The organism is Flagellimonas taeanensis, from assembly GCF_003584105.1.
In the GTDB taxonomy this organism is placed as follows: domain Bacteria; phylum Bacteroidota; class Bacteroidia; order Flavobacteriales; family Flavobacteriaceae; genus Flagellimonas; species Flagellimonas taeanensis.
In genome coordinates, this window is sequence record NZ_QXFO01000024.1 from 117,760 (window position 1) to 136,006 (window position 18,247).

Here is an 18,247-nt window from a genome sequence, read left to right on the forward strand (position 1 = left end):
ATACTTTCGCCCCTCGAGCTTAAATCTTTGCGCATCTTTATACCAACTCTTTCATTTTCCCTACTTTTAAGGCTTCAAAATCAAACGCACCAAACTGTTGTTGAAAATAGTATCTCAGATCAGGGAGCCCATAGAGGATGAAATGGAACTTTTTGAGGAAAAATTCCTTAAATCCATGTCGTCCAAAGTGGCATTGTTCAATAGGATCACCTACTATATTGTCAACAGAAAGGGCAAACAGATGCGGCCCATGTTCGTTTTCCTTACCGCTAAATTATTGAATGGCAAGGTGAACGAAAGGACCTATACCGGGGCTTCAATCATCGAATTGATCCACACGGCCAGCCTGGTCCATGACGATGTGGTGGACGACAGCAACAAACGAAGGGGATTTTTTTCCATCAATGCCCTTTGGAAGAATAAAATTGCCGTTTTGGTGGGTGATTTTCTTTTTTCGAAAGGCCTATTGGTCTCCTTGGAAAGCAAGGACTACGATTTGCTCCATATCATTTCCAATGCCGTTCGGGATATGAGCGAAGGTGAGTTGTTGCAGATTGAGAAGGCTCGTCTCCTCGACATTACCGAAGAGGTATATTATGATATTATCCGCCAAAAAACAGCGACCCTCATTGCGGCCTGTTGCAGCATGGGCGCCTGTTCCGTCCGGCCCGATTCCGAAGAGGTGGAGACCTTTAGAAAGTTTGGGGAACTCTGTGGCATGGCCTTCCAGATAAAGGATGACCTTTTTGACTATGGTGCCGAACAGATCGGAAAGCCCACGGGCATCGACATCAAAGAGCAGAAGATGACCCTTCCCTTGATCTATGTTTTGAACCAAAGCGACAAGGAAAGAAAAAAATGGCTGATCAATTCCATCAAAAACCACAACAAGAACAAGAAAAGGGTAAAGGAGGTCATCGCCTATGTGAAGGAAATGGGCGGGTTGGAATATGCCGTGTCCAAAATGTTGGAATTTAAGGACGAGGCCCTTGCCATCTTGGACAATTACCCCGATTCCGAATACAAAAGTGCCCTCACACTGATGGTCAACTATGTGGTTGATCGAAAAAAATAAAATATAAATAATTGATTTTCAGTTTTTAATGAAAAAATTTATTTTTTCAGGCAACTCCTATTGTACATTATCCGTCTATCTAAATAGAACCGCTTTTTGAAACCAAACTTTTGAAGATCATTTCGCTATATAACAATGAAGGCCAATTGATAAAAAAGGCTGTGAAAGGTGACCAGCAGGCCCAAAAGGTACTGTATGGGAAGTATGCGCCAAAAATGTTGGGCGTGTGCAGACAGTACATCAAGGACCAGCATTTTGCGGAGGACGTCATGATCAATGGTTTCATCAAGGTGTTCAAAAACCTGGACACATTTGCGCACAAGGGAAGTTTTGAGGGGTGGATCAGAGCCATTATGGTGAGGGAGAGCATTTCCCATCTGCGGAAAAAGCAGTTTGTGGTCTATGACGATGAAGTGTTTGATGCCCAGCCCAAAGAAACGGTCAGTGGTGATGGATTGTTGGATGTGGAATACGTGCAGCAGCTTATCGATTCACTCCCAGAAGGGTACAAAACTGTTTTCCTGCTCCATGCCATAGAGGGGTATGGCCACCAAGAGATAGCCGAAATGCTGGAAATCTCGGAAGGGACCTCCAAATCGCAGCTGTTCAAGGCGAGAAAGATGCTTCAGGAAAATTTGACTTTAAAAGGAATGTCGCCCAAAACAAGGTTGGGCAAGTAAAGCATAGGATATGGATAAATTGGAAAAGCATATCAAGGAAAAGCTGGAGGAGCGTACCATAACTCCTTCACCCGGGGCCTGGGACAAAATTGCGTCGCAATTGGATGCCGCACCCAAGAAGAAAGGCAAAAAATGGCAAGTGTATGCCATGGCCGCAAGTTTTGTGGGCATTTTGCTGCTGTCCCTATTGTTTGTGAACAAAGGGAAAACCATCCCGGAAATCCAAGTCGTGGAAGAAAAAGTGGATCAAATCGATATGGAAAAGAAAAACGAAACCCAATCCCCTCGACAGGAGCTTACCAAAACCCTTCCGGTACAAGAGGAGACCAAGGTGGTCAACAACGGTCTGGAACCGATGCCCGAAGAAAACCCAAAGGGTTTTACCGACGAGCTCCCGATTTCGCAACCGGTATTGGCCCAAGAGGAAACAAAACAGTTGGAACGGGACAAGCTGATCAAAGAGTCGGATGCATTGATCACGCAGAAAGTGGAAGAAGTGGTGGCCCAGGTACAGCATATGGAAGGTTTGAACAGGGGGGTCTCGGATGCTGAGGTGGATTCATTGCTCAGGGAGGCCCAGAAACAGATCATGGCCGACAAATTGTTCCCTAAAAACGGGTCTGTGGATGCCATGACCTTGCTCGCCGAAGTAGAGGAGGAACTGGACGAGTCGTTCAGGGACCAAATATTCGATGCGCTCAAGGAGGGATATTTCAAACTGCGTACTGCCGTGGCCGACCGAAACAATTAAAATTTTTATTCATCAATCAAAATACCTTTCTATTCCTGCCCAAGCTGTTTGGGCAGGGACAAGGAAGGCTATAATCCAGAAACAATCATGAAAACAATTACATTTTATTTGGCAACACTGGTATTTCTCTTGGTTTCCCACCAAATCTTGGGGCAGGAAGACTATGAAAAGGAAATCAAGGCCCTGAAAATCGAAAGGGAGCGTATCGTGGAACAGGAAAAAGAAGCTCTCAAAGTAGAGGTGAAGGACATCAATAGGCGTTTGGAACGGGGAGATATTTCCGAAGCCGAAGCAAAGGTGCTAAAAGAGGAAGTGGCCAAACGTAGGGCCATGAACATTGAAGAAAGGGTTGCCATTGTGGACAACAGGATCTCCCTTTTGGAGCGCAACGAAGGGCAGGTGCTTACCTTGTCCGAACTGGATACCTTGGATAACGACCGGACCCACATCGGCATCATGATCGATGGAAAACCTGCAATCTGGTTCAATTCGAACAGATGGAAAAAGGACATCAAATACGACAGACGGACCTACTCTGACTTTGTCATGGCCATAGGTCTCAATAATGCCCTGATTGAGGGGCAATCATTGGACGATTCCCCGTACAAAATCGGTGGGAGCCGATTTTTTGAAATGGGTTGGCAGTGGCGCACCCGTGTTTTTGAAAATTCGAACTGGCTGCGGCTCAACTATGGGTTTTCATTCCAGTTCAACGGTCTGAAACCAAAGGACAACCAGATTTTTGTCAAAAATGGCGATCAGACTGTTTTGGAGGAGTTCGAATACGACTTGGACAAATCCAAACTGCGAATGGACAACTTGGTCTTCCCGGTACATTTTGAATTTGGCCCTTCCCGGTTTCGAAAAACGGAACGCACCATCCGATATTCCATTCGAGATCAGTTCAGGGTAGGTCTGGGAGGATATGGAGGTTTCAATTTGGGAACCCGTCAAAAACTCAAGTATAGTAGGGATGGGGAGGATGTCAAGGACAAGCTCAAGAGGGACTACAATACCAGCGACCTGATCTATGGAGTAAGCGGCTATATGGGATTTGATGGGGTGTTGCTATACGTCAAGTACGACCTGAACCCCATTTTTCAGGATGCAGATATCAAACAGAACAATATTTCCTTGGGCCTTCGGTTCGATATATGACCGAAACAATGTTGAATGTAAAGGTCTAAAAAGTGTCATTCTGAATGAAATGAAGAATCTTATTAAAGTTCAACTCTTCGATAATTGGTTGAACGAGATTCTTCGACTGTCCCTTCGACTGCGCTCAGGGTGACAGCTCAAAATGACACTTTTTAGACCTTTTTTTGTTAGGACGATAGGGCCCGTTCCATCTCAGGCGTAAACTCTTCCTTGTAATAGACCCGTTTGCAGTGAGAACATTCCGCATGGCGGATAGTATTGAGGGTAAAAATGGGTATCCAGAACAAATGGGCATGATTGGGCTGGGAAACTGCTGTCAATGTATCCTTTTGGTGGCAGTGCGGACAGTTGACATTTTTCAAGGTTTTGGTCTCTTTTTTTCCAGGCCTGGTTCCGAAGAAAAGAATCATATGTTTCGATTTGTATGCAAAGATACAGCCTTGGGATCATTCCAGGATCGGGAATTCGAGTGCCAGTCTTTTGGCATCGTTCCTCCATCCCGCTTTATGATCCCGGTCCACAAAGAACACCGTAAGATCTGCCTTGTATTCTCGATCTACAAAGAACACCTCAAAATCTGCCTTGTAATCACTGTCCGTAAAAAACCATAGGCCCTTATTGTATTTCGCCTTGTATTCCCGGTCCACTTTATGGACAAGGAGGTCGGCTTTGTATTCGCTATCTACCTCAAAAATCAAATAATCGGCCTTATAGTCGGCATCCACTTCAAAGACACGTTGCGCCGAAAGGGCAGGAGAAAGGAGGGTCAGGATAAGAATAGGGAGTATGTTTTTCATAATGAAATGATTGGGACAAAATTGGTGCCATGATATATTGGTATAGGTTGAGCATGTCCAAAATAAGAAAAACAGCGGTTCATTGTTGAATATTCTCTACATTCGCACACATTTTGAACCATTGGAAACCTACCACAGTTTGGAGGATTGGTTGTCTTGGATGGATGACCTCTCCAGTAAGGATTACGTGATCATTGACCATTTTCTTCGGGATGAACTCTATGCCGAGATCAGGTCTTTTTTTCTGGACATGCTGCCCAAGTTCAATGAGGCGGGGATAGGTGCCGATACCGAAAAGCAGGTTAACAGCAAGATCAGGGGCGATTTCACCTATTGGCTGGATCGGGAAAGGGACAGTCACCTGAAGACTTATTGGGGATTGGTGGATGAAACCATGCAGATGTTCAACCGATATTGCTACCTCAGTCTTTCTGGATATGAGTTCCATTTGGCGCATTACCCTTCGGGTGGGCATTACGATAAACATTTGGACCAGTTTGAGCGCAGGAACAACCGGATGATCTCTGTGGTGATTTATCTTAATGAGGGTTGGCAAAGCGGGGACGGTGGGGAACTGGAAATCTTTGAAAAGGACGGTTCCAGTTTTTTGGTAGACCCTTTGGCCGCTCGGTGCGTGATGTTCAAAAGTGCGGAAGTGCCACATGCGGTGCTCCAAGCGCACAAAAGTAGGTTCAGCCTAACGGGATGGCTGCTCTACCAGCCTTCTGCCTTGGGCCAGTTTTTTGGATGAGCCTAGCTTCTTGCCATCGGAATTTTTTTGATAAGCTCTTCATTTTGGTTGTGTTCCGCACTGTAGGACATCACTAGAGTGCCCTTGGTGCCGTCAGAGGCCTCAATGGTGAACACGGTGGCTTGGTCTTCAGGGTTGGTCATTCCCTCAAATCGGTAGCTGTTGACAATTTTTAGTGCGTCGGGCTGATATTCCTTTTTGGAATATAGTGCTTTGATGCAGTTGTCCCCAGCTTCAAAATCTTCCTCATACCCTTCTTGGGTCAAGGTGTTTATGGCTTCGGAAAGCGTGTCAAAATTATGTCTGTCCATGGGTCTTCTATTATTTTGTTTCTACTTCATTGGATAAAAAATTCGATTTTTCTTCCATTTAAGGATTTGTGACGGGGATTTTTCCTCCCACTACAGGAAGAACGAGCTGCGTTCCGTCCAAGTCCACGGTCAGTTCCGTGCCCGGCTCGGGCCATAGGGTGAATTCCTTGTCACTGGAGAAAATCATCAATCCGATCTGTTGTCCTTTGGGGATGATCTGGTCATCCGGCATCAACCCAAATTCCATTTCATAGAATTTGTTCGGCACCAATGGCCCACTTTCGGTAAGGGATTTGTGATTCTGGGGATCCGCCCATCCCCGGGTAATAATGTTGTCCGTGATCTTGGTGTTGCGCCGCTCGGTCCAAGGCAGGGAAACCAACCAAACGGAGAGATTGGCAGCCGGCTTGCTACTGGCCAGTCTTATCTTGATTTTTGGGATGCCCGAAATGTGCACATCCTCGGAAAGGGGGGGGGTTACATAGATCAACCTATGGTTGGTTATCTCGGCCTGTGCCAAGCTGGACCCCGAAAAGGAATAATTGTCCACCAACGTCTCCGTTCCCTGTTTTTGTGGTTTGGAGGTGGAGAGCTGTCCTTTTTCCGGTGCCCCTTTGGTCAAAAACAAGGTGGTCTCGGTAGCTTTCGGATTGGGGTAGTCCTCATAGGATGTCGGGTTTTCCACTTTGTCATCTTCCCGAACAATCCAGGCTTTCGGGTCGTTTTCCACCCCATTGTCAATGCCGTGTAGGTATTTGGTGAACCAGCGGTTCATCATGGAAATGGGAGGTGGGCCACCGTGTCCATTTTGATGGTAATAGATCTGAACCGGCAATCCTTTCTCCCTAGCCTTGTCATAAATGCGGTAGCTGTGTTCGGGCATCACGTTCCAGTCGTTGAACCCATGCGACATCAATAGGGCAGCCTTCATGGGGCCCATATCGTTGAGGTAGTCCCGTCCGGCCCAAAAATCGTTGTAATCCCCAGTGATACGGTCCTGCCCGTTCTTCATCTCCGTGTCGCGGACTACTTTGTTGTTCCTGGCTCTTTTGGATTCATCACCACTGTGGATAAAATCGTAGAGTACGTCAATGTCCTCTCCCAAATACCCGCCGGGCGAGCGTACGAGTCCATTGGAACGGTAGTAATGGTAGTAGGAGGTGTTGGGGGCGATGGGGATGATGGCCTCCAGTCCTTCCACGCCCGTTGTGGCAGCGGCCAAGGGCAGGGTGCCATTGTACGAAGTGCCGGTCATGCCCACCTTGCCCGTGGACCAATAGGCCTTTACTTCGGTGTTGCCGTTTCGCTCAGTATATCCTTTTGCCCTGCCACAAAGCCAGTCGATAACGGCTTTGGGTGCCAAGGACTCATTGTCGCCACCAACGGTCGGTGCCCCATCGGAAAGTCCAGTGCCAGGTGAAGAGGAATGGACCACGACATATCCCCGTGGGACCCATGTATTTATTTGGGAGTTGGATATGATGGGCCGTTCGCCTATCCGGGTCACTTCTGGGTGTTTTCGGGGTTTTCCGGCTTCACCAAGTTCGTGCCTTACATCCCAGAAAATGCCATCGCCCAACCCGGCAGTGCCGGCATAGTAGGGGCTGGATTCATAGACGACGGGAAGTTTCAGGCCTTCGGTCTCGGTCTGCTCTGGACGGGTCACATCCACATGCATCCGATCCAATTTTCCATCCCCATCGGAATCAAACTCGGTTTCCACCCAAAGATCGTGGCGTATCCATTTGCTGGGGTCGGAAAAAGCATCGACCACTTGGGCTTCCCCATTTTCAAAGATCGGTGCGGCTTTCTCGGCCATTTGGGAATGTGCATTGAAGGCTATTCCTAATGAACAAATGGTCAAAACGGCTAACTTCTGTAATCTTTTATGTGTCATATTTCCCCTGTATTTTTTAATATCCCAAACGGATAAAGAGTAATGGACTTCTAAGATAAGAAATCTTGGAGGGGAATGTTGGTACCAGATTCACCAAATCTTTGTTTTTATTTACCTTTAACAGCTATAAAACATCGTCCTTGATTTCAAAAGCCACCATAGACCAAGTATATGAGACCGCCCGATTGGAGGAGGTGATCGGGGATTTTGTGCAGCTGAAGAAATCGGGCTCCAATTTTAAGGGACTCAGCCCTTTTACGGACGAACGCACCCCAAGTTTCATGGTGTCCCCCGTCAAGCAGATCTGGAAGGATTTCAGCAGTGGAAAAGGGGGTAATGTGGTGGCCTTTTTGATGGAGCACGAGCATTTTACTTACCCCGAAGCGATCAAATACCTGGCCAAAAAGTACAATATTGAAATAGAGGAGACCGAGCAGACCAGCGAGGAAAAGGAACAGGCGAACGAGCGGGAAAGCATGTACCTTGTCTCCGAACATGCACAAAAATATTTTGCGCAGACTCTCTGGGAGTCGGGCTCCGGAAAGGCTATTGGTCTTACCTATTTCAAAGAGCGTGGTTTTACTGATGGGACTATCAAAAAATTTGGGCTCGGATATAGCTTGGACGAGTGGGAGGCCTACACACAAACCGCTCTGGACCAAGGGTACCAATTGGAGTTTTTGGAAAAGACCGGGCTCACGATTGTCAAGGAACAAACAGGCGGGGAGATCAAACGGTTTGACCGTTTCAAGGGAAGGGTCATGTTTCCCATCCATTCCATGAGCGGACGGGTGTTGGGCTTCGGCGGAAGGATTTTGGGCAACGATAAAAAGGCGGCCAAATACCTCAATTCGCCCGAAAGCGATATCTACCACAAGAGCAAAGTGCTCTATGGGATCTATTTTGCCAAACAGGCCATTGCCAAGGAAGACAACTGCTATTTGGTGGAAGGCTATACCGATGTCATTCAGATGTACCAGAAGGGTGTCGAGAACGTGGTCTCTTCCAGTGGTACGGCCCTGACCTCGGAACAGATACGGTTGATCAACAGGCTCACCAAGAACATTACGGTGCTTTTTGATGGGGATGCGGCCGGATTGCGTGCCTCGCTCCGTGGTATCGACCTGATTTTGGAGCAGGGAATGAACGTGAAGGTGTGTACCTTCCCCGAAGGCGAAGACCCCGATAGTTTTGCCAAGAACAATACGTACGAGGACCTGGTGCTCTATTTGGAGGAGAATGCCAAAGATTTTATCCAGTTCAAGACGTCTTTGCTGGCCAAGGAGGCAGCCAATGATCCCATCAAGCGAGCGGATACGGTAAGGGATATCGTGAACAGCATCAGCAAGATACCTGATCGGATACAAAAGGAGATCTATATTCAGGAATGTGCCAAGATCATGCAGATTTCGGAGGAAGTGCTGTACAACACTTTGGCGCAGATCGATAAAAAAGGCATGGTAGATGCCTCCAAGAAGATCAAGGAGGAGCAGAAAGTCTTTAATGTCGTTAAAAACGACGCTGTGGTGGAGAAGGTGGATGTGCAATATGAACTGGAGCGGAAGATCATTGAAGTGCTGTTGCTGTATGGAAACCAAAAACAGGAGTTTGAAGACCTGGTACTCAAGGAAAATGAGTCAGGAGAATTGGTCCTGGAACCGGAAATCGTTGAGGCTAAGGTGTATGAAAAGGTATTTTTAGACCTTCAGGAGGATGAGATTGAGCTCACCAACGGACAGTTTAAGACCATTTATTACAAATTGATAGAAAACCTCAATGAGAATGAGGAATTTTCGTTGAACACTTTTTTGGCCGAACTAGATCAGGATGTGGTGCCAGAGGTATCTTCTATCTTAATGGAAGAAGAGCAATATGTCCTGCACGATTGGGAACGCCGTGAAATCTACCCCAAGCAGAAAAAGTTGGGTGTGGCCCAGTTGGTCGGAGAGACCATTCTTACCCTAAGGTGCAATCTGATCAAGAACCGTATCCAGAAACTACAGGAAAAGACGCAAGAGAGCAATGGGGACCATACGGAAATTTTAGAAGAGATAGTCAATTACTTGCAATTGAACAAGTTATTGAATGCAAAACTGAACCGGGTGCTTTCGTGATGGCATAAAAAATCCCGGAAAGTAGAAACTGTCCGGGACTTACTTTAGTTGGTTTGGTTGGGTATTTTCAATACAATTCCAAGGCTTTCGCCTGTTGTAACAGGTCCACCAAATTGTCCACATTCAATTTTTTCATCAAACGGGCCTTGTAGGTACTCACTGTTTTTTCGTTCAAGTTGAGTCCTTCCGCGACTTCCTTGTTTCTTTTTCCACTGGCCAGAAGTTTTAGTACCTCAACTTCCCTTGAGGACAGTTTTCTGAAGAACCTTCGTGGTTTTTGGGTGCCTTCGTCAAAGGCAAGGCGTTGGGCCAGTTCATTGGTAATGAACATATTGCCGTCACTCACTTTTCTTACTGCAGAAATAATGTAATCCAGGTCGGCGGTTTTGGATAGATAGCCATAAGCTCCCGCTCGGATGGTGCTCAGTGCATACACATCTTCCGATTGACCGCTATACATTAAAGTTTTGATGTTCGGGAATTCCAACTTCATTTTTCTCAGAGTGGCAATTCCGTTGATTTCTGGGATATCCATTTCCAAAATGACCACGTCCGGAGTCATTTTTCCCAATGTTTCAAAAAGTTCTGATGTAGTGGAGACGTCTGCAATGATTTCAATATCTGAGCTAGATTCAAGCACCTGTTTAATACCAAGCCTTACTACAGGATGGTTGTCAGCAATCAATACCTTTATCATTCGGTTTGAGTTTAATTTATTGTTTAGCTAGTGTCTGATTACCTGCACGGTATAGCTGGCAAGATAACAATTTGACGATGCAAATTTGTATTTTTTTTCTTAAAACCGTAGTTTTTCTATGGTTTTTTTCGTTTTAAACTGGGATTTTTGGGTCAAAAGGTCATTTCAACTGCTCTGGAACCTCACAAATGGGGATAGGAACCATCTTATGTTTGTTTGCAGTATTGTACTTTTTATATATAGAGAATACTTCCTTTTCCCTGTCAGAGAAATCTTTAATTGTCTTTCCGGCCTCATCCATTTTCATCGCCCATTCCAATTCTGGGTACGATGCCCCTATCTGGTCTTCATCGGTTCTACTGTCTCCCCAAAGGCCATCGGTGGGTGCAGCTTCCATAATATCCTGGTTGACGCCCAATACCCTTCCGAGTTCATACACTTCGGTCTTTACCAAGTCTGCTATAGGGCTAAGGTCCACGCCGCCATCTCCGTATTTGGTATAGAAACCGACTCCGAAATCCTCCACTTTATTGCCAGTTCCTGCTACCAAATATCCCTTCAGGGCGGCAAAATAGTAGAGCGTGGTCATCCGCAATCGGGCCCTGGTATTGGCAAGGGACATCAAGCGCTCCTCTTCGTTCTGCACTTTTGGAAAAGCGGCGACAAGACTATCGAACACGGGTGTGAGGTCCACAGGCTGCCTGGACACGTTCTGAAAATTTTCCATCAGCCAATCGATATGTCGATCGGCACGTGTGACCTGGCTCTGACCTTGGTGTATCGGCATCTCCAAACACAAGAGGTCCAGCCCGGTCTTGGCGCAAAGTGTTGAAGTGACAGCGGAATCGATTCCTCCCGACACCCCGATTACAAAACCTTTGCATTTGGCATTGGTCGCGTAAGCTTTCAACCAATCCACAATATGGGCTATTACCTTTTCTGTTTGCATATCTTACTTTTTGTTTTCAATAAATTACCTTTGTTCCCTGTAAATTTAAACCCTACGCCCATAAAAATGAAGAGGTTGTTCAAATACTTTGTAAAACAGGCACCTTTGTGTTCGGTTTTATGGATTTTTCTTTCCCTTTTCTCCTGTAAACAAACAGACAAGATGGAGCAGGAGATTGCCAAGGTTCCTATTGAACTTCATATTTCCCGTTTTGACCGTGAGTTTGCACAGGCGACCCCGGAGGGTATTCCCCAGTTGAAGAAAAAATATCCCTATCTCTTTCCGGAGCAATTTCCCGACAGCATTTGGAAGGCAAAATTGTCCGATACCCTTCAGATTGAACTTTCCGAAGAGGTGGAAAAGACCTTCGGGGATTTTGAGGAGGAAGCCGGGGAGTTGGAGTCCCTTTTTCAGCACATCAAATATTATTTCCCGGAGTTTGAAGTGCCCAAGGTGGTCACGCTCACTTCGGATGTGCGGTATGAGGACCGCATCATATTGACGGATACCCTTCTGTTGATAGGGTTGGACAATTATTTGGGCCCGGACCATCGTTTTTATGGCGGCATACAGCGATATATATCGACAGGATTGGATAAGCAATTTCTGGTTTCCGATGTGGCCAGTGCTTTTTCCAAAAGAGTGCTGACCTATCCTAGAAACCGGACCTTTCTCTCGAGGATGGTGCATTACGGCAAGGAACTTTATATAAAGGACAGGTTGATTCCCAATATCACGGATGCCCAAAAAATAGGCTATACCCAAGAAGAAATGGACTGGGCCATAGCGAACGAGGAAGAAATGTGGAAGTATTTTGTGGAGCGGGACCTGCTCTACAGTACGGACTCCCAACTGGACCGAAAGTTTTTGGATCCCGCACCGTTTTCCAAATTTGGACTGGAACTGGACAATGAATCACCGGGAAGGTTGGGCAGATTTGTAGGTTGGCAAATTGTTAGGGCCTTTATGGGAAAAAATGAGGTGGGCCTCCGACAGCTTTTGGATATGCCGGCGGATGAAATCTTAAAAGAATCAAACTATAAACCAAGAAAGTAGATGGCGGTAGTACATACTTCTGAAATAAAATTGACAGTGGGACTTGATGAGAACAGGGTCCCTGAAGAATTGAAATGGTCTGCTCAGGACGGTGGTGTGCAAGAGGAAGATGCAAAGGCCATGATGTTGTCCGTTTGGGACAGCAAGAACAAGGAATCCCTTAAAATAGACCTTTGGACCAAGGATATGCCGGTGGACGAGATGAAGATTTTCTTCCATCAGACCCTGGTGACCATGACCGATACCTTCATGAAGGCCACACAGGACGATAAAATGACGGCCACCATGAGGGATTTCTGCGATTATTTTGCCGAAAAACTGGAGTTGAAAAAATAATTCCAGAATAAGTAGGTCATTTTATGATCTCCACATAACCCCGTTCAGAAAGTGATTCGGTTTTGATGTGTCGGTGCCGATGTTCCGAAGCAATTCCCGTCCGTTTATCCACGTTGTATTGGCTGCTTAGCGATTGCGATAGGACCTGAACCGTATAAAAGGTATCGGTTTCAATAATGGTGATACCTTCATTCCTTGCATTCAGCAATTCCCTATGTTTTCTGAACGAAGTGGTCCCGCCCAATACAAATTCAATGGTTTTCATGTCCTGTTTGGACGGTTCGTAAAAAGGGAAGTGCTTGAAAGCATCTATTTGGGCCTCCGTGTTTATGATGGGGGTATAGCCAAAGGTTTTCGAGATCGCATCAACGGTGGCACCATAATAAAAGGCCGTGTTCTTGGCCGCAAAATGGATGGGCAGGTCAAATAGGACTATCACCGAACTGTCATTGGCGAACACTCGGGCGTCATAACTATCAGGTACTTTTTCGCCACTATTCTCCATGATGAGGGTCTTGGCCATTTGTACAATGTGTTTCTTTCCAAGATGGATGATTTCTTTGGCAGTTGGATTCATCTTGCTCATTTTGGGATGGATGGACGAGCATTGGGTGTTTGCCATTATGGAAACGAAGACGGCAAAGTGGTAAAGTATATTTCGGGCAGACCGGCTCATCACTCATGTTTCTGATATCCAAAGAAAAGGAAATGGGGACAAAGCCAGACTGTTGAATTGACCAATGCCCGTTTTCAATTGATGGATGAAGGTTTTGGCCAACAAAAAAGCCCCGACCGGGGCTTTTGTTTTATGGTTTCACTTGAAAAATCAACGTCCAATGCTGCCAAGGCCCATCGGTACTTCCATGAGCAGCACCCTACTGTCCGTATGGGACTTCAGGTCGAAGGAGTCCGTTTCCCAAAGTCCAAAACCATCCCGTTTTTCAAGTTGCTGTCCATTGATGTCCACTGTTCCTTCCAGTACAAAGACATAGACCCCATTTCCTTCTTTCTTGATAGTATAGATGTCCATGGCGCCAGCTTCAAACTTGCCCAAATGGAACCAGGCATCTTGGTGTACCCACACACCTTCATCATCGGGGTTTGGGGAGAGTACTTGGTAAAAAGCATTCTTTTTCTCAATGTCCCTTATGGAAATCTGGTCATAACGGGGCTCCACATTTCGTTTGTTGGGGAACACCCAGATTTGTAGGAACTTCACCTGCTTGTCATCATTCTTATTGTATTCACTGTGAAAGATGCCCGTGCCGGCACTCATCACCTGCACGTCCCCTTCTTTTATGGTGGTCACATTGCCCATGCTGTCCTTGTGCTCCAAATCCCCTTCCAAAGGAATGGAAATGATCTCCATATTGTCATGGGGGTGGGAACCAAATCCCTTCCCCGGTGCCACTTGGTCATCATTTAGTACACGGAGTACCCCAAAATGCATCCGTTCTGGATTTTGATAGGCTGCGAAACTGAATGTATGGTAACTGTTGAGCCAGCCATGGTCGGCATGCCCTCTGGTATCTGCTTTGTGCAATACGGTCTTCATATGTCTTATTTTTTGTTCCCTACAAAGGTCGGGCAAGCAAGAGGTTTTGGGGATATGAAAACACGGGAGGGACTTATGAAAATCCGATATCAGGCCAATTCTTTGAACTTGCTCGGTGAAACGCCCGTACACGATTTGAAGAATGCGCTGAAGTTGGCCGGCTCCGAAAAACCAAGTTCAAAGGCGATTTCTTTCTGGGACAGGGCCGAAAAATACAGCAATCGTTTGGCGGCTATGGTAATCCTGCTTTGGATGTGTTCCTTGGAGGTCTTCCCGGTGAGGGATTTCACTACTCGGTTCAAGTGGTCGGGGGTGATGTGCAGCGCATCGGCATAGGCTGAGGCATGGTGCCAATTCTTGAACTTTTCGTTCACTAGTTGTTTGAAGTTGCGGACCAGGACAGCGCCGACCTCCATGGTTTGGGAATCCAGTTGGTTCAAAGAACACAGGTTGTGACAAGCGATTAAAAGCAATTTGAGCAGTGCACCGATGGCCTCAAACTTATAGGTGTCGTGGGACTGGTAATAAAATTCCATTTCCGAAGCGTAGGAAAGGATTCGGTCCATTTCCGGTTCACTGACCATCAGGGGCGGGGTGTTACCAAAATCATTGAACAGGTTGATGTCGTCGATGAAGTCCACCAAAATGTGGTTCATGGCCAAGAACTGTGCGGAGAAAACAATGGAATAGCCAAAGGAGCTCGTTTCTTCCTTGAGTTGATGGACCTGCCCGGGACTGATGAAAAAAACCTGGTTTCCGGTAACGGGATGCGTCTTGAAATCGACCAAATGGACACCCTTTCCCTTTTTGACCACAAGAATGGTATAATAATCATGTCGGTGGGGTTCATCGGGCAGGCCGTTCCTCTTTTTGTGGATATCCTCCATCTTGGAAATGCCAAAACTGAGCGAACCATCAGCCTTGTTCACATTATGGTAAGTCTTCACTACATCCATGGTCCCAAAATTGTATGGAAAATACGCATTAAAAAAATAAATCCTTTGGATTTATGCAGGCATCATTGTTTGGAGAAAAATTGTTGGTTGATGCCATCTATGAACTCCAAAAGTTCATCCTTGCCCATCCGGTTACTGGACGAGGTGGTAAAATGTGGGGGAGCTTCCTCCCATGCACCTTCCCTTAATTTCTGTAGATAGGCCTCAGCTTGTTTTTCAATGGTGCCGGGCTTGAGCTTGTCCGCTTTGGTAAAGATGATGGCAAACGGAATCTGATTGGTGCCCAACCATTCCATGAACTCAAGGTCAATGGGTTGTGGGTCGTGACGGATATCCACTAAGACAAAGCCGCAGACTAATTGCTTCCGTTTTTGAAAATATTCCGTGATGTATTTCTGAAAGGTGTTTTTGTCCTTTTTGGAAACCCTTGCATAGCCATAACCTGGCAAATCCACCAAAAACCAGTTGTTGTTGATCTTAAAATGGTTGATGAGTTGGGTTTTGCCCGGTCTGCCAGAGGTCTTGGCCAATCCCTTTCTGTCCACGAGCATATTGATGAGGGACGATTTTCCCACATTGGATCGCCCAATGAAGGCATACTCCGGTAATGGTTCATTGGGGCATTTGGCCACATTGGAGTTGCTCATTATAAATTCGGCGGAAGAAATCTTCATGCGTATCGGAATAAAATATGGCAAACAAGATACAAGAATTACGGACAAGGAACCTATTTGCTGATTTCGGTCTTGTCCCTTGGCTCCTGTTTGTTAGGTCTTAACAATTAAAAATCACGCTTTTTCAACCAAGCTTCAAGGATACGGTTAAAGTCCTCGGGGTGCTCCATCATGGGGGCATGGCCGCATTTCTCGATCCAGTACAGGTCGGAATCGGGCAAAAGTTCGTGGAACTCCTTGGCCACGTTGGGAGGGGTCACCGTATCGTTCTCGCCCCAAATGATGCACGTGGGGGTATTCATGTGTGGCAGGTCCTTGGACATGTTGTGGCGAATGGCACTTTTGGCAATGGCAAGGGTCTTTACCAACTTCATCCTATCGTTCACTGTGGCAAACACCTCGTCCACGATTTCCTTGGTTGCAACTTCGGGATCGTAAAAGACATCTTGGGCCTTTTTCTTGATGAACTCATAATCACCGCGCTTGGGATATCCGTCCCCCATGGCGCTTTCATAGAGTCCGGAGCTACCGGTAATGACGAGTGCTTTTACCATATCTGGGAACATTTTGGTGTGGAGGAGACCAATGTGCCCACCAAGGGAATTGCCCAAAAGGATAACTTCCTTCAATCCTTTGGCCTCAATGAAGCCCTCCAAAAACTTGGCGAAGTTCTTTACCGTAGTCTTCAGTATGGGCATGTCGTAAATGGGGAGCTCGGGAATCAAGACCTTGTAGCCCTTGGAGGGAAAATAGTCAGATACGCCCTGAAAATTGCTCAGTCCGCCCATAAGTCCATGAAGGATGATCATGGGGGTTCCCTCGCCCTTTTCTATATATCTGTATTTGCCATCCTCAATTAAATGCTCTTCCATTAATAGTCAGTTGGTAGTAAGAGGCGCAAATATAGGCATTTCATGTTACAAAGAATTCAGGTTTTTGGTACATCGGGAACAAGTTTTTTCGGTTTCCCCAAGATCAGGGAAGTGGACGGGCCTGTTCAAAGGGAACATTTTCTAGGTTCAAAAATTTGTTTTTGGGTTAAAAGTGGTGAATTTATTAACAAAAGTGGTACTAAGTGGAGAAATGTGGAAATAAAATCTATATATTTGAGTTGTATTAAGTAACCAATTGATTTCTAGTGACCCATATCATAGGACAGCATGATTGCAAAGCGGATTCAAAAGGAAGGGTATTGTTGCCCATTTCTTTGAAGAATCAGCTATTGCCTGTCCTGAAAGAAGGGTTCATTATCAAGAGGTCGGTCTTTCAGCAGTGTCTGGAACTGTATCCCAAACAGGAGTTCGATGCGCTGATGCAAAAGGTGATGAAAAAGAGCAAGATCAACAGGAAATACGACGCCTTTGTGAGAAACTTTGTGGCCGGGATGAAGGAAGTCGCCATCGACGGGGATTCCGGTAGGTTGCAGATACCCAAGAACCTGGTGGATTTTGCGGGGATCGACAAGGAAGTGGTGCTCAATGCGGTCTTTGACAAAATTGAGATCTGGGACAAGGACAAGTATGAAAAAGTCTTGGCCGAAGGGGAGAAGGATTATGCGGATTTGGCCGAAGAGATCTTTGATGACGATGAGTAATGCATATCACAATCCGGTACTGTTGCAAGAGTCGGTGGACGGATTGGACATAAAGAAAGATGGGGTGTATGTGGATGTCACCTTTGGTGGTGGAGGGCACTCCAGTGAAATATTGAAACGATTGGGCGAGGGCGGAAAGCTGTTCGCATTTGATCAAGATGAGGATGCCCTGCAAAATGCGCTGCATGATGACAGGTTCCAATTGATCAACCAGAATTTTCGCTACCTCAAGCAATATCTAAAGTTCTATGGTATTCGGAAAGTCGATGGAATCTTGGCGGATTTCGGGGTTTCCTCCCATCAGTTCGATGAAGCGACCCGTGGTTTCTCCACTCGGTTCAATGCGGATCTGGACATGCGTATGAACAAGGGCAATGCCCTGTCGGCCTATGAGGTGATCAACTCCTACCCCCAAGAAGATCTGGCCTCGGTACTGTTCCAATATGGGGAACTGCGAAATGCAAACGCCATGGCCAAGGCCATTGTGGAGGCAAGGGGAGTCAATCCGATCAAAACCACGGAAGAATTGAAACAGACCTTGGGCAAGTTTTTGCCCAAGATGAAGGAGAACAAAATTTTGGCCCAGATCTATCAGGCCATTCGGATAGAGGTCAACCAAGAGATAGAGGTGCTGAAGGAGTTTTTGCTCCAAGTGCCGGAAGTTCTGGAAAAAGGTGGTCGATTGAGCATGATCAGTTACCACTCCCTGGAAGATCGTTTGGTGAAGCGTTTCATACGCGACGGACGGTTTGAGGGCGAACCTGAAAAAGATTTTTATGGGAACATCGATGTTCCCTTGAAAAAAGTGGGAGGGCTCATTGTGCCATCCGCAGAAGAAGTGGCCCGGAACAATAGGGCAAGAAGTGCAAAACTCCGCATTGCGGAACGCATATAGA

21 protein-coding genes are annotated in these 18,247 nt (G+C 46.3%); 10 read left to right on the top strand and 11 right to left on the bottom strand.

Annotated features, from left to right (window positions below; genetic code table 11):
• Positions 1 to 100: 100 nt before the first annotated feature.
• From D2V93_RS12525 to D2V93_RS12540, 4 genes are all read left to right on the top strand, one after another.
• Positions 101 to 1,075, top strand: a complete 975-nt coding sequence (locus tag D2V93_RS12525) for a polyprenyl synthetase family protein (protein ID WP_119618006.1) — start codon at positions 101 to 103, stop codon at positions 1,073 to 1,075.
• 110 nt (positions 1,076 to 1,185) lie between these two features.
• Positions 1,186 to 1,755, top strand: a complete 570-nt coding sequence (locus D2V93_RS12530) for an RNA polymerase sigma factor (protein WP_119617893.1) — start codon at positions 1,186 to 1,188, stop codon at positions 1,753 to 1,755.
• A 10-nt stretch (positions 1,756 to 1,765) separates the two neighbouring features.
• The gene (locus tag D2V93_RS12535) at positions 1,766 to 2,506 is read left to right on the top strand and encodes a hypothetical protein (protein WP_119617894.1); all 741 of its coding nucleotides are present in this window, start codon (positions 1,766 to 1,768) and stop codon (positions 2,504 to 2,506) included.
• Between the two features lie 87 nt (positions 2,507 to 2,593).
• On the top strand, positions 2,594 to 3,664 hold the full coding sequence (locus D2V93_RS12540; RefSeq protein ID WP_119618007.1) for a coiled-coil domain-containing protein: 1,071 nt from the start codon (positions 2,594 to 2,596) through the stop codon (positions 3,662 to 3,664).
• Between the two features lie 167 nt (positions 3,665 to 3,831).
• Here D2V93_RS12540 and D2V93_RS12545 read toward each other — a convergent pair whose 3' ends face one another.
• Together D2V93_RS12545 and D2V93_RS12550 are read right to left on the bottom strand one after the other, a co-directional pair.
• Positions 3,832 to 4,074, bottom strand: a complete 243-nt coding sequence (locus D2V93_RS12545) for a zinc-ribbon domain-containing protein (protein ID WP_072878497.1) — start codon at positions 4,072 to 4,074, stop codon at positions 3,832 to 3,834.
• A gap of 36 nt (positions 4,075 to 4,110) precedes the next feature.
• A complete protein-coding gene (locus D2V93_RS12550) occupies positions 4,111 to 4,461 on the bottom strand; it encodes a 7(1) septoil knot domain-containing protein (protein WP_119617895.1) in 351 nt (116 codons plus the stop codon).
• 82 nt (positions 4,462 to 4,543) lie between these two features.
• On the opposite strand from D2V93_RS12550, the gene D2V93_RS12555 reads away from it, so the two are divergent.
• Positions 4,544 to 5,212: a 2OG-Fe(II) oxygenase gene (locus tag D2V93_RS12555; RefSeq protein WP_245978015.1), complete on the top strand. Its 669-nt coding sequence runs from the start codon at positions 4,544 to 4,546 to the stop codon at positions 5,210 to 5,212.
• A 2-nt stretch (positions 5,213 to 5,214) separates the two neighbouring features.
• On the opposite strand, the gene D2V93_RS12560 is transcribed toward D2V93_RS12555, so the two are convergent.
• Together D2V93_RS12560 and D2V93_RS12565 are read right to left on the bottom strand one after the other, a co-directional pair.
• Complete coding sequence (locus D2V93_RS12560) at positions 5,215 to 5,523, bottom strand: phosphoribosylpyrophosphate synthetase (protein WP_119617896.1); 309 nt, start codon at positions 5,521 to 5,523, stop codon at positions 5,215 to 5,217.
• A gap of 58 nt (positions 5,524 to 5,581) precedes the next feature.
• A complete protein-coding gene (locus D2V93_RS12565) occupies positions 5,582 to 7,342 on the bottom strand; it encodes a Xaa-Pro dipeptidyl-peptidase (RefSeq protein WP_245978030.1) in 1,761 nt (586 codons plus the stop codon).
• Between the two features lie 218 nt (positions 7,343 to 7,560).
• Here D2V93_RS12565 and dnaG point away from each other — a divergent pair, with 218 nt between their 5' ends.
• Positions 7,561 to 9,534, top strand: a complete 1,974-nt coding sequence (gene dnaG, locus D2V93_RS12570) for a DNA primase (protein WP_119618009.1) — start codon at positions 7,561 to 7,563, stop codon at positions 9,532 to 9,534.
• 67 nt (positions 9,535 to 9,601) lie between these two features.
• Here the strand turns inward: dnaG and D2V93_RS12575 are convergent, their stop codons facing one another.
• On the bottom strand, positions 9,602 to 10,231 hold the full coding sequence (locus D2V93_RS12575) for a response regulator (protein WP_072878504.1): 630 nt from the start codon (positions 10,229 to 10,231) through the stop codon (positions 9,602 to 9,604).
• Positions 10,232 to 10,391: 160 nt separating this feature from the next.
• Positions 10,392 to 11,180, bottom strand: coding sequence for an NAD(+) synthase (gene nadE, locus D2V93_RS12580; RefSeq protein ID WP_072878506.1), 789 nt, complete (start codon positions 11,178 to 11,180; stop codon positions 10,392 to 10,394).
• 66 nt (positions 11,181 to 11,246) lie between these two features.
• Between nadE and gldB the strand changes: the two genes are divergently transcribed.
• A complete protein-coding gene (gldB, locus tag D2V93_RS12585) occupies positions 11,247 to 12,236 on the top strand; it encodes a gliding motility lipoprotein GldB (protein ID WP_182849909.1) in 990 nt (329 codons plus the stop codon).
• Positions 12,237 to 12,572 (top strand): gliding motility protein GldC, encoded by a 336-nt coding sequence (gene gldC / locus D2V93_RS12590; protein ID WP_072878508.1) that lies wholly within the window; start codon positions 12,237 to 12,239, stop codon positions 12,570 to 12,572. It abuts the gene before it with no gap.
• 16 nt (positions 12,573 to 12,588) lie between these two features.
• Here the strand turns inward: gldC and D2V93_RS12595 are convergent, their stop codons facing one another.
• The 5 genes from D2V93_RS12595 to D2V93_RS12615 form a co-directional block, all read right to left on the bottom strand.
• On the bottom strand, positions 12,589 to 13,149 hold the full coding sequence (locus tag D2V93_RS12595; RefSeq protein ID WP_147377324.1) for a hypothetical protein: 561 nt from the start codon (positions 13,147 to 13,149) through the stop codon (positions 12,589 to 12,591).
• Between the two features lie 249 nt (positions 13,150 to 13,398).
• On the bottom strand, positions 13,399 to 14,127 hold the full coding sequence (locus tag D2V93_RS12600; RefSeq protein ID WP_119617900.1) for a pirin family protein: 729 nt from the start codon (positions 14,125 to 14,127) through the stop codon (positions 13,399 to 13,401).
• Positions 14,128 to 14,216: 89 nt separating this feature from the next.
• Positions 14,217 to 15,083: an AraC family transcriptional regulator gene (locus D2V93_RS12605; RefSeq protein WP_119617901.1), complete on the bottom strand. Its 867-nt coding sequence runs from the start codon at positions 15,081 to 15,083 to the stop codon at positions 14,217 to 14,219.
• A 62-nt stretch (positions 15,084 to 15,145) separates the two neighbouring features.
• Positions 15,146 to 15,757: a ribosome biogenesis GTP-binding protein YihA/YsxC gene (gene yihA, locus D2V93_RS12610; protein ID WP_072878516.1), complete on the bottom strand. Its 612-nt coding sequence runs from the start codon at positions 15,755 to 15,757 to the stop codon at positions 15,146 to 15,148.
• A gap of 107 nt (positions 15,758 to 15,864) precedes the next feature.
• Entirely contained in the window at positions 15,865 to 16,629 is a 765-nt protein-coding gene (locus D2V93_RS12615; RefSeq protein WP_119617902.1) for an alpha/beta fold hydrolase, read from the bottom strand.
• Positions 16,630 to 16,895: 266 nt separating this feature from the next.
• Between D2V93_RS12615 and mraZ the strand changes: the two genes are divergently transcribed.
• Together mraZ and rsmH are read left to right on the top strand one after the other, a co-directional pair.
• The gene (gene mraZ / locus D2V93_RS12620) at positions 16,896 to 17,351 is read left to right on the top strand and encodes a division/cell wall cluster transcriptional repressor MraZ (RefSeq protein WP_072878523.1); all 456 of its coding nucleotides are present in this window, start codon (positions 16,896 to 16,898) and stop codon (positions 17,349 to 17,351) included.
• Entirely contained in the window at positions 17,344 to 18,246 is a 903-nt protein-coding gene (gene rsmH / locus D2V93_RS12625; protein ID WP_119617903.1) for a 16S rRNA (cytosine(1402)-N(4))-methyltransferase RsmH, read from the top strand. Before mraZ ends, rsmH begins: the two co-directional genes overlap by 8 nt.
• Position 18,247 lies beyond the last annotated feature (1 nt).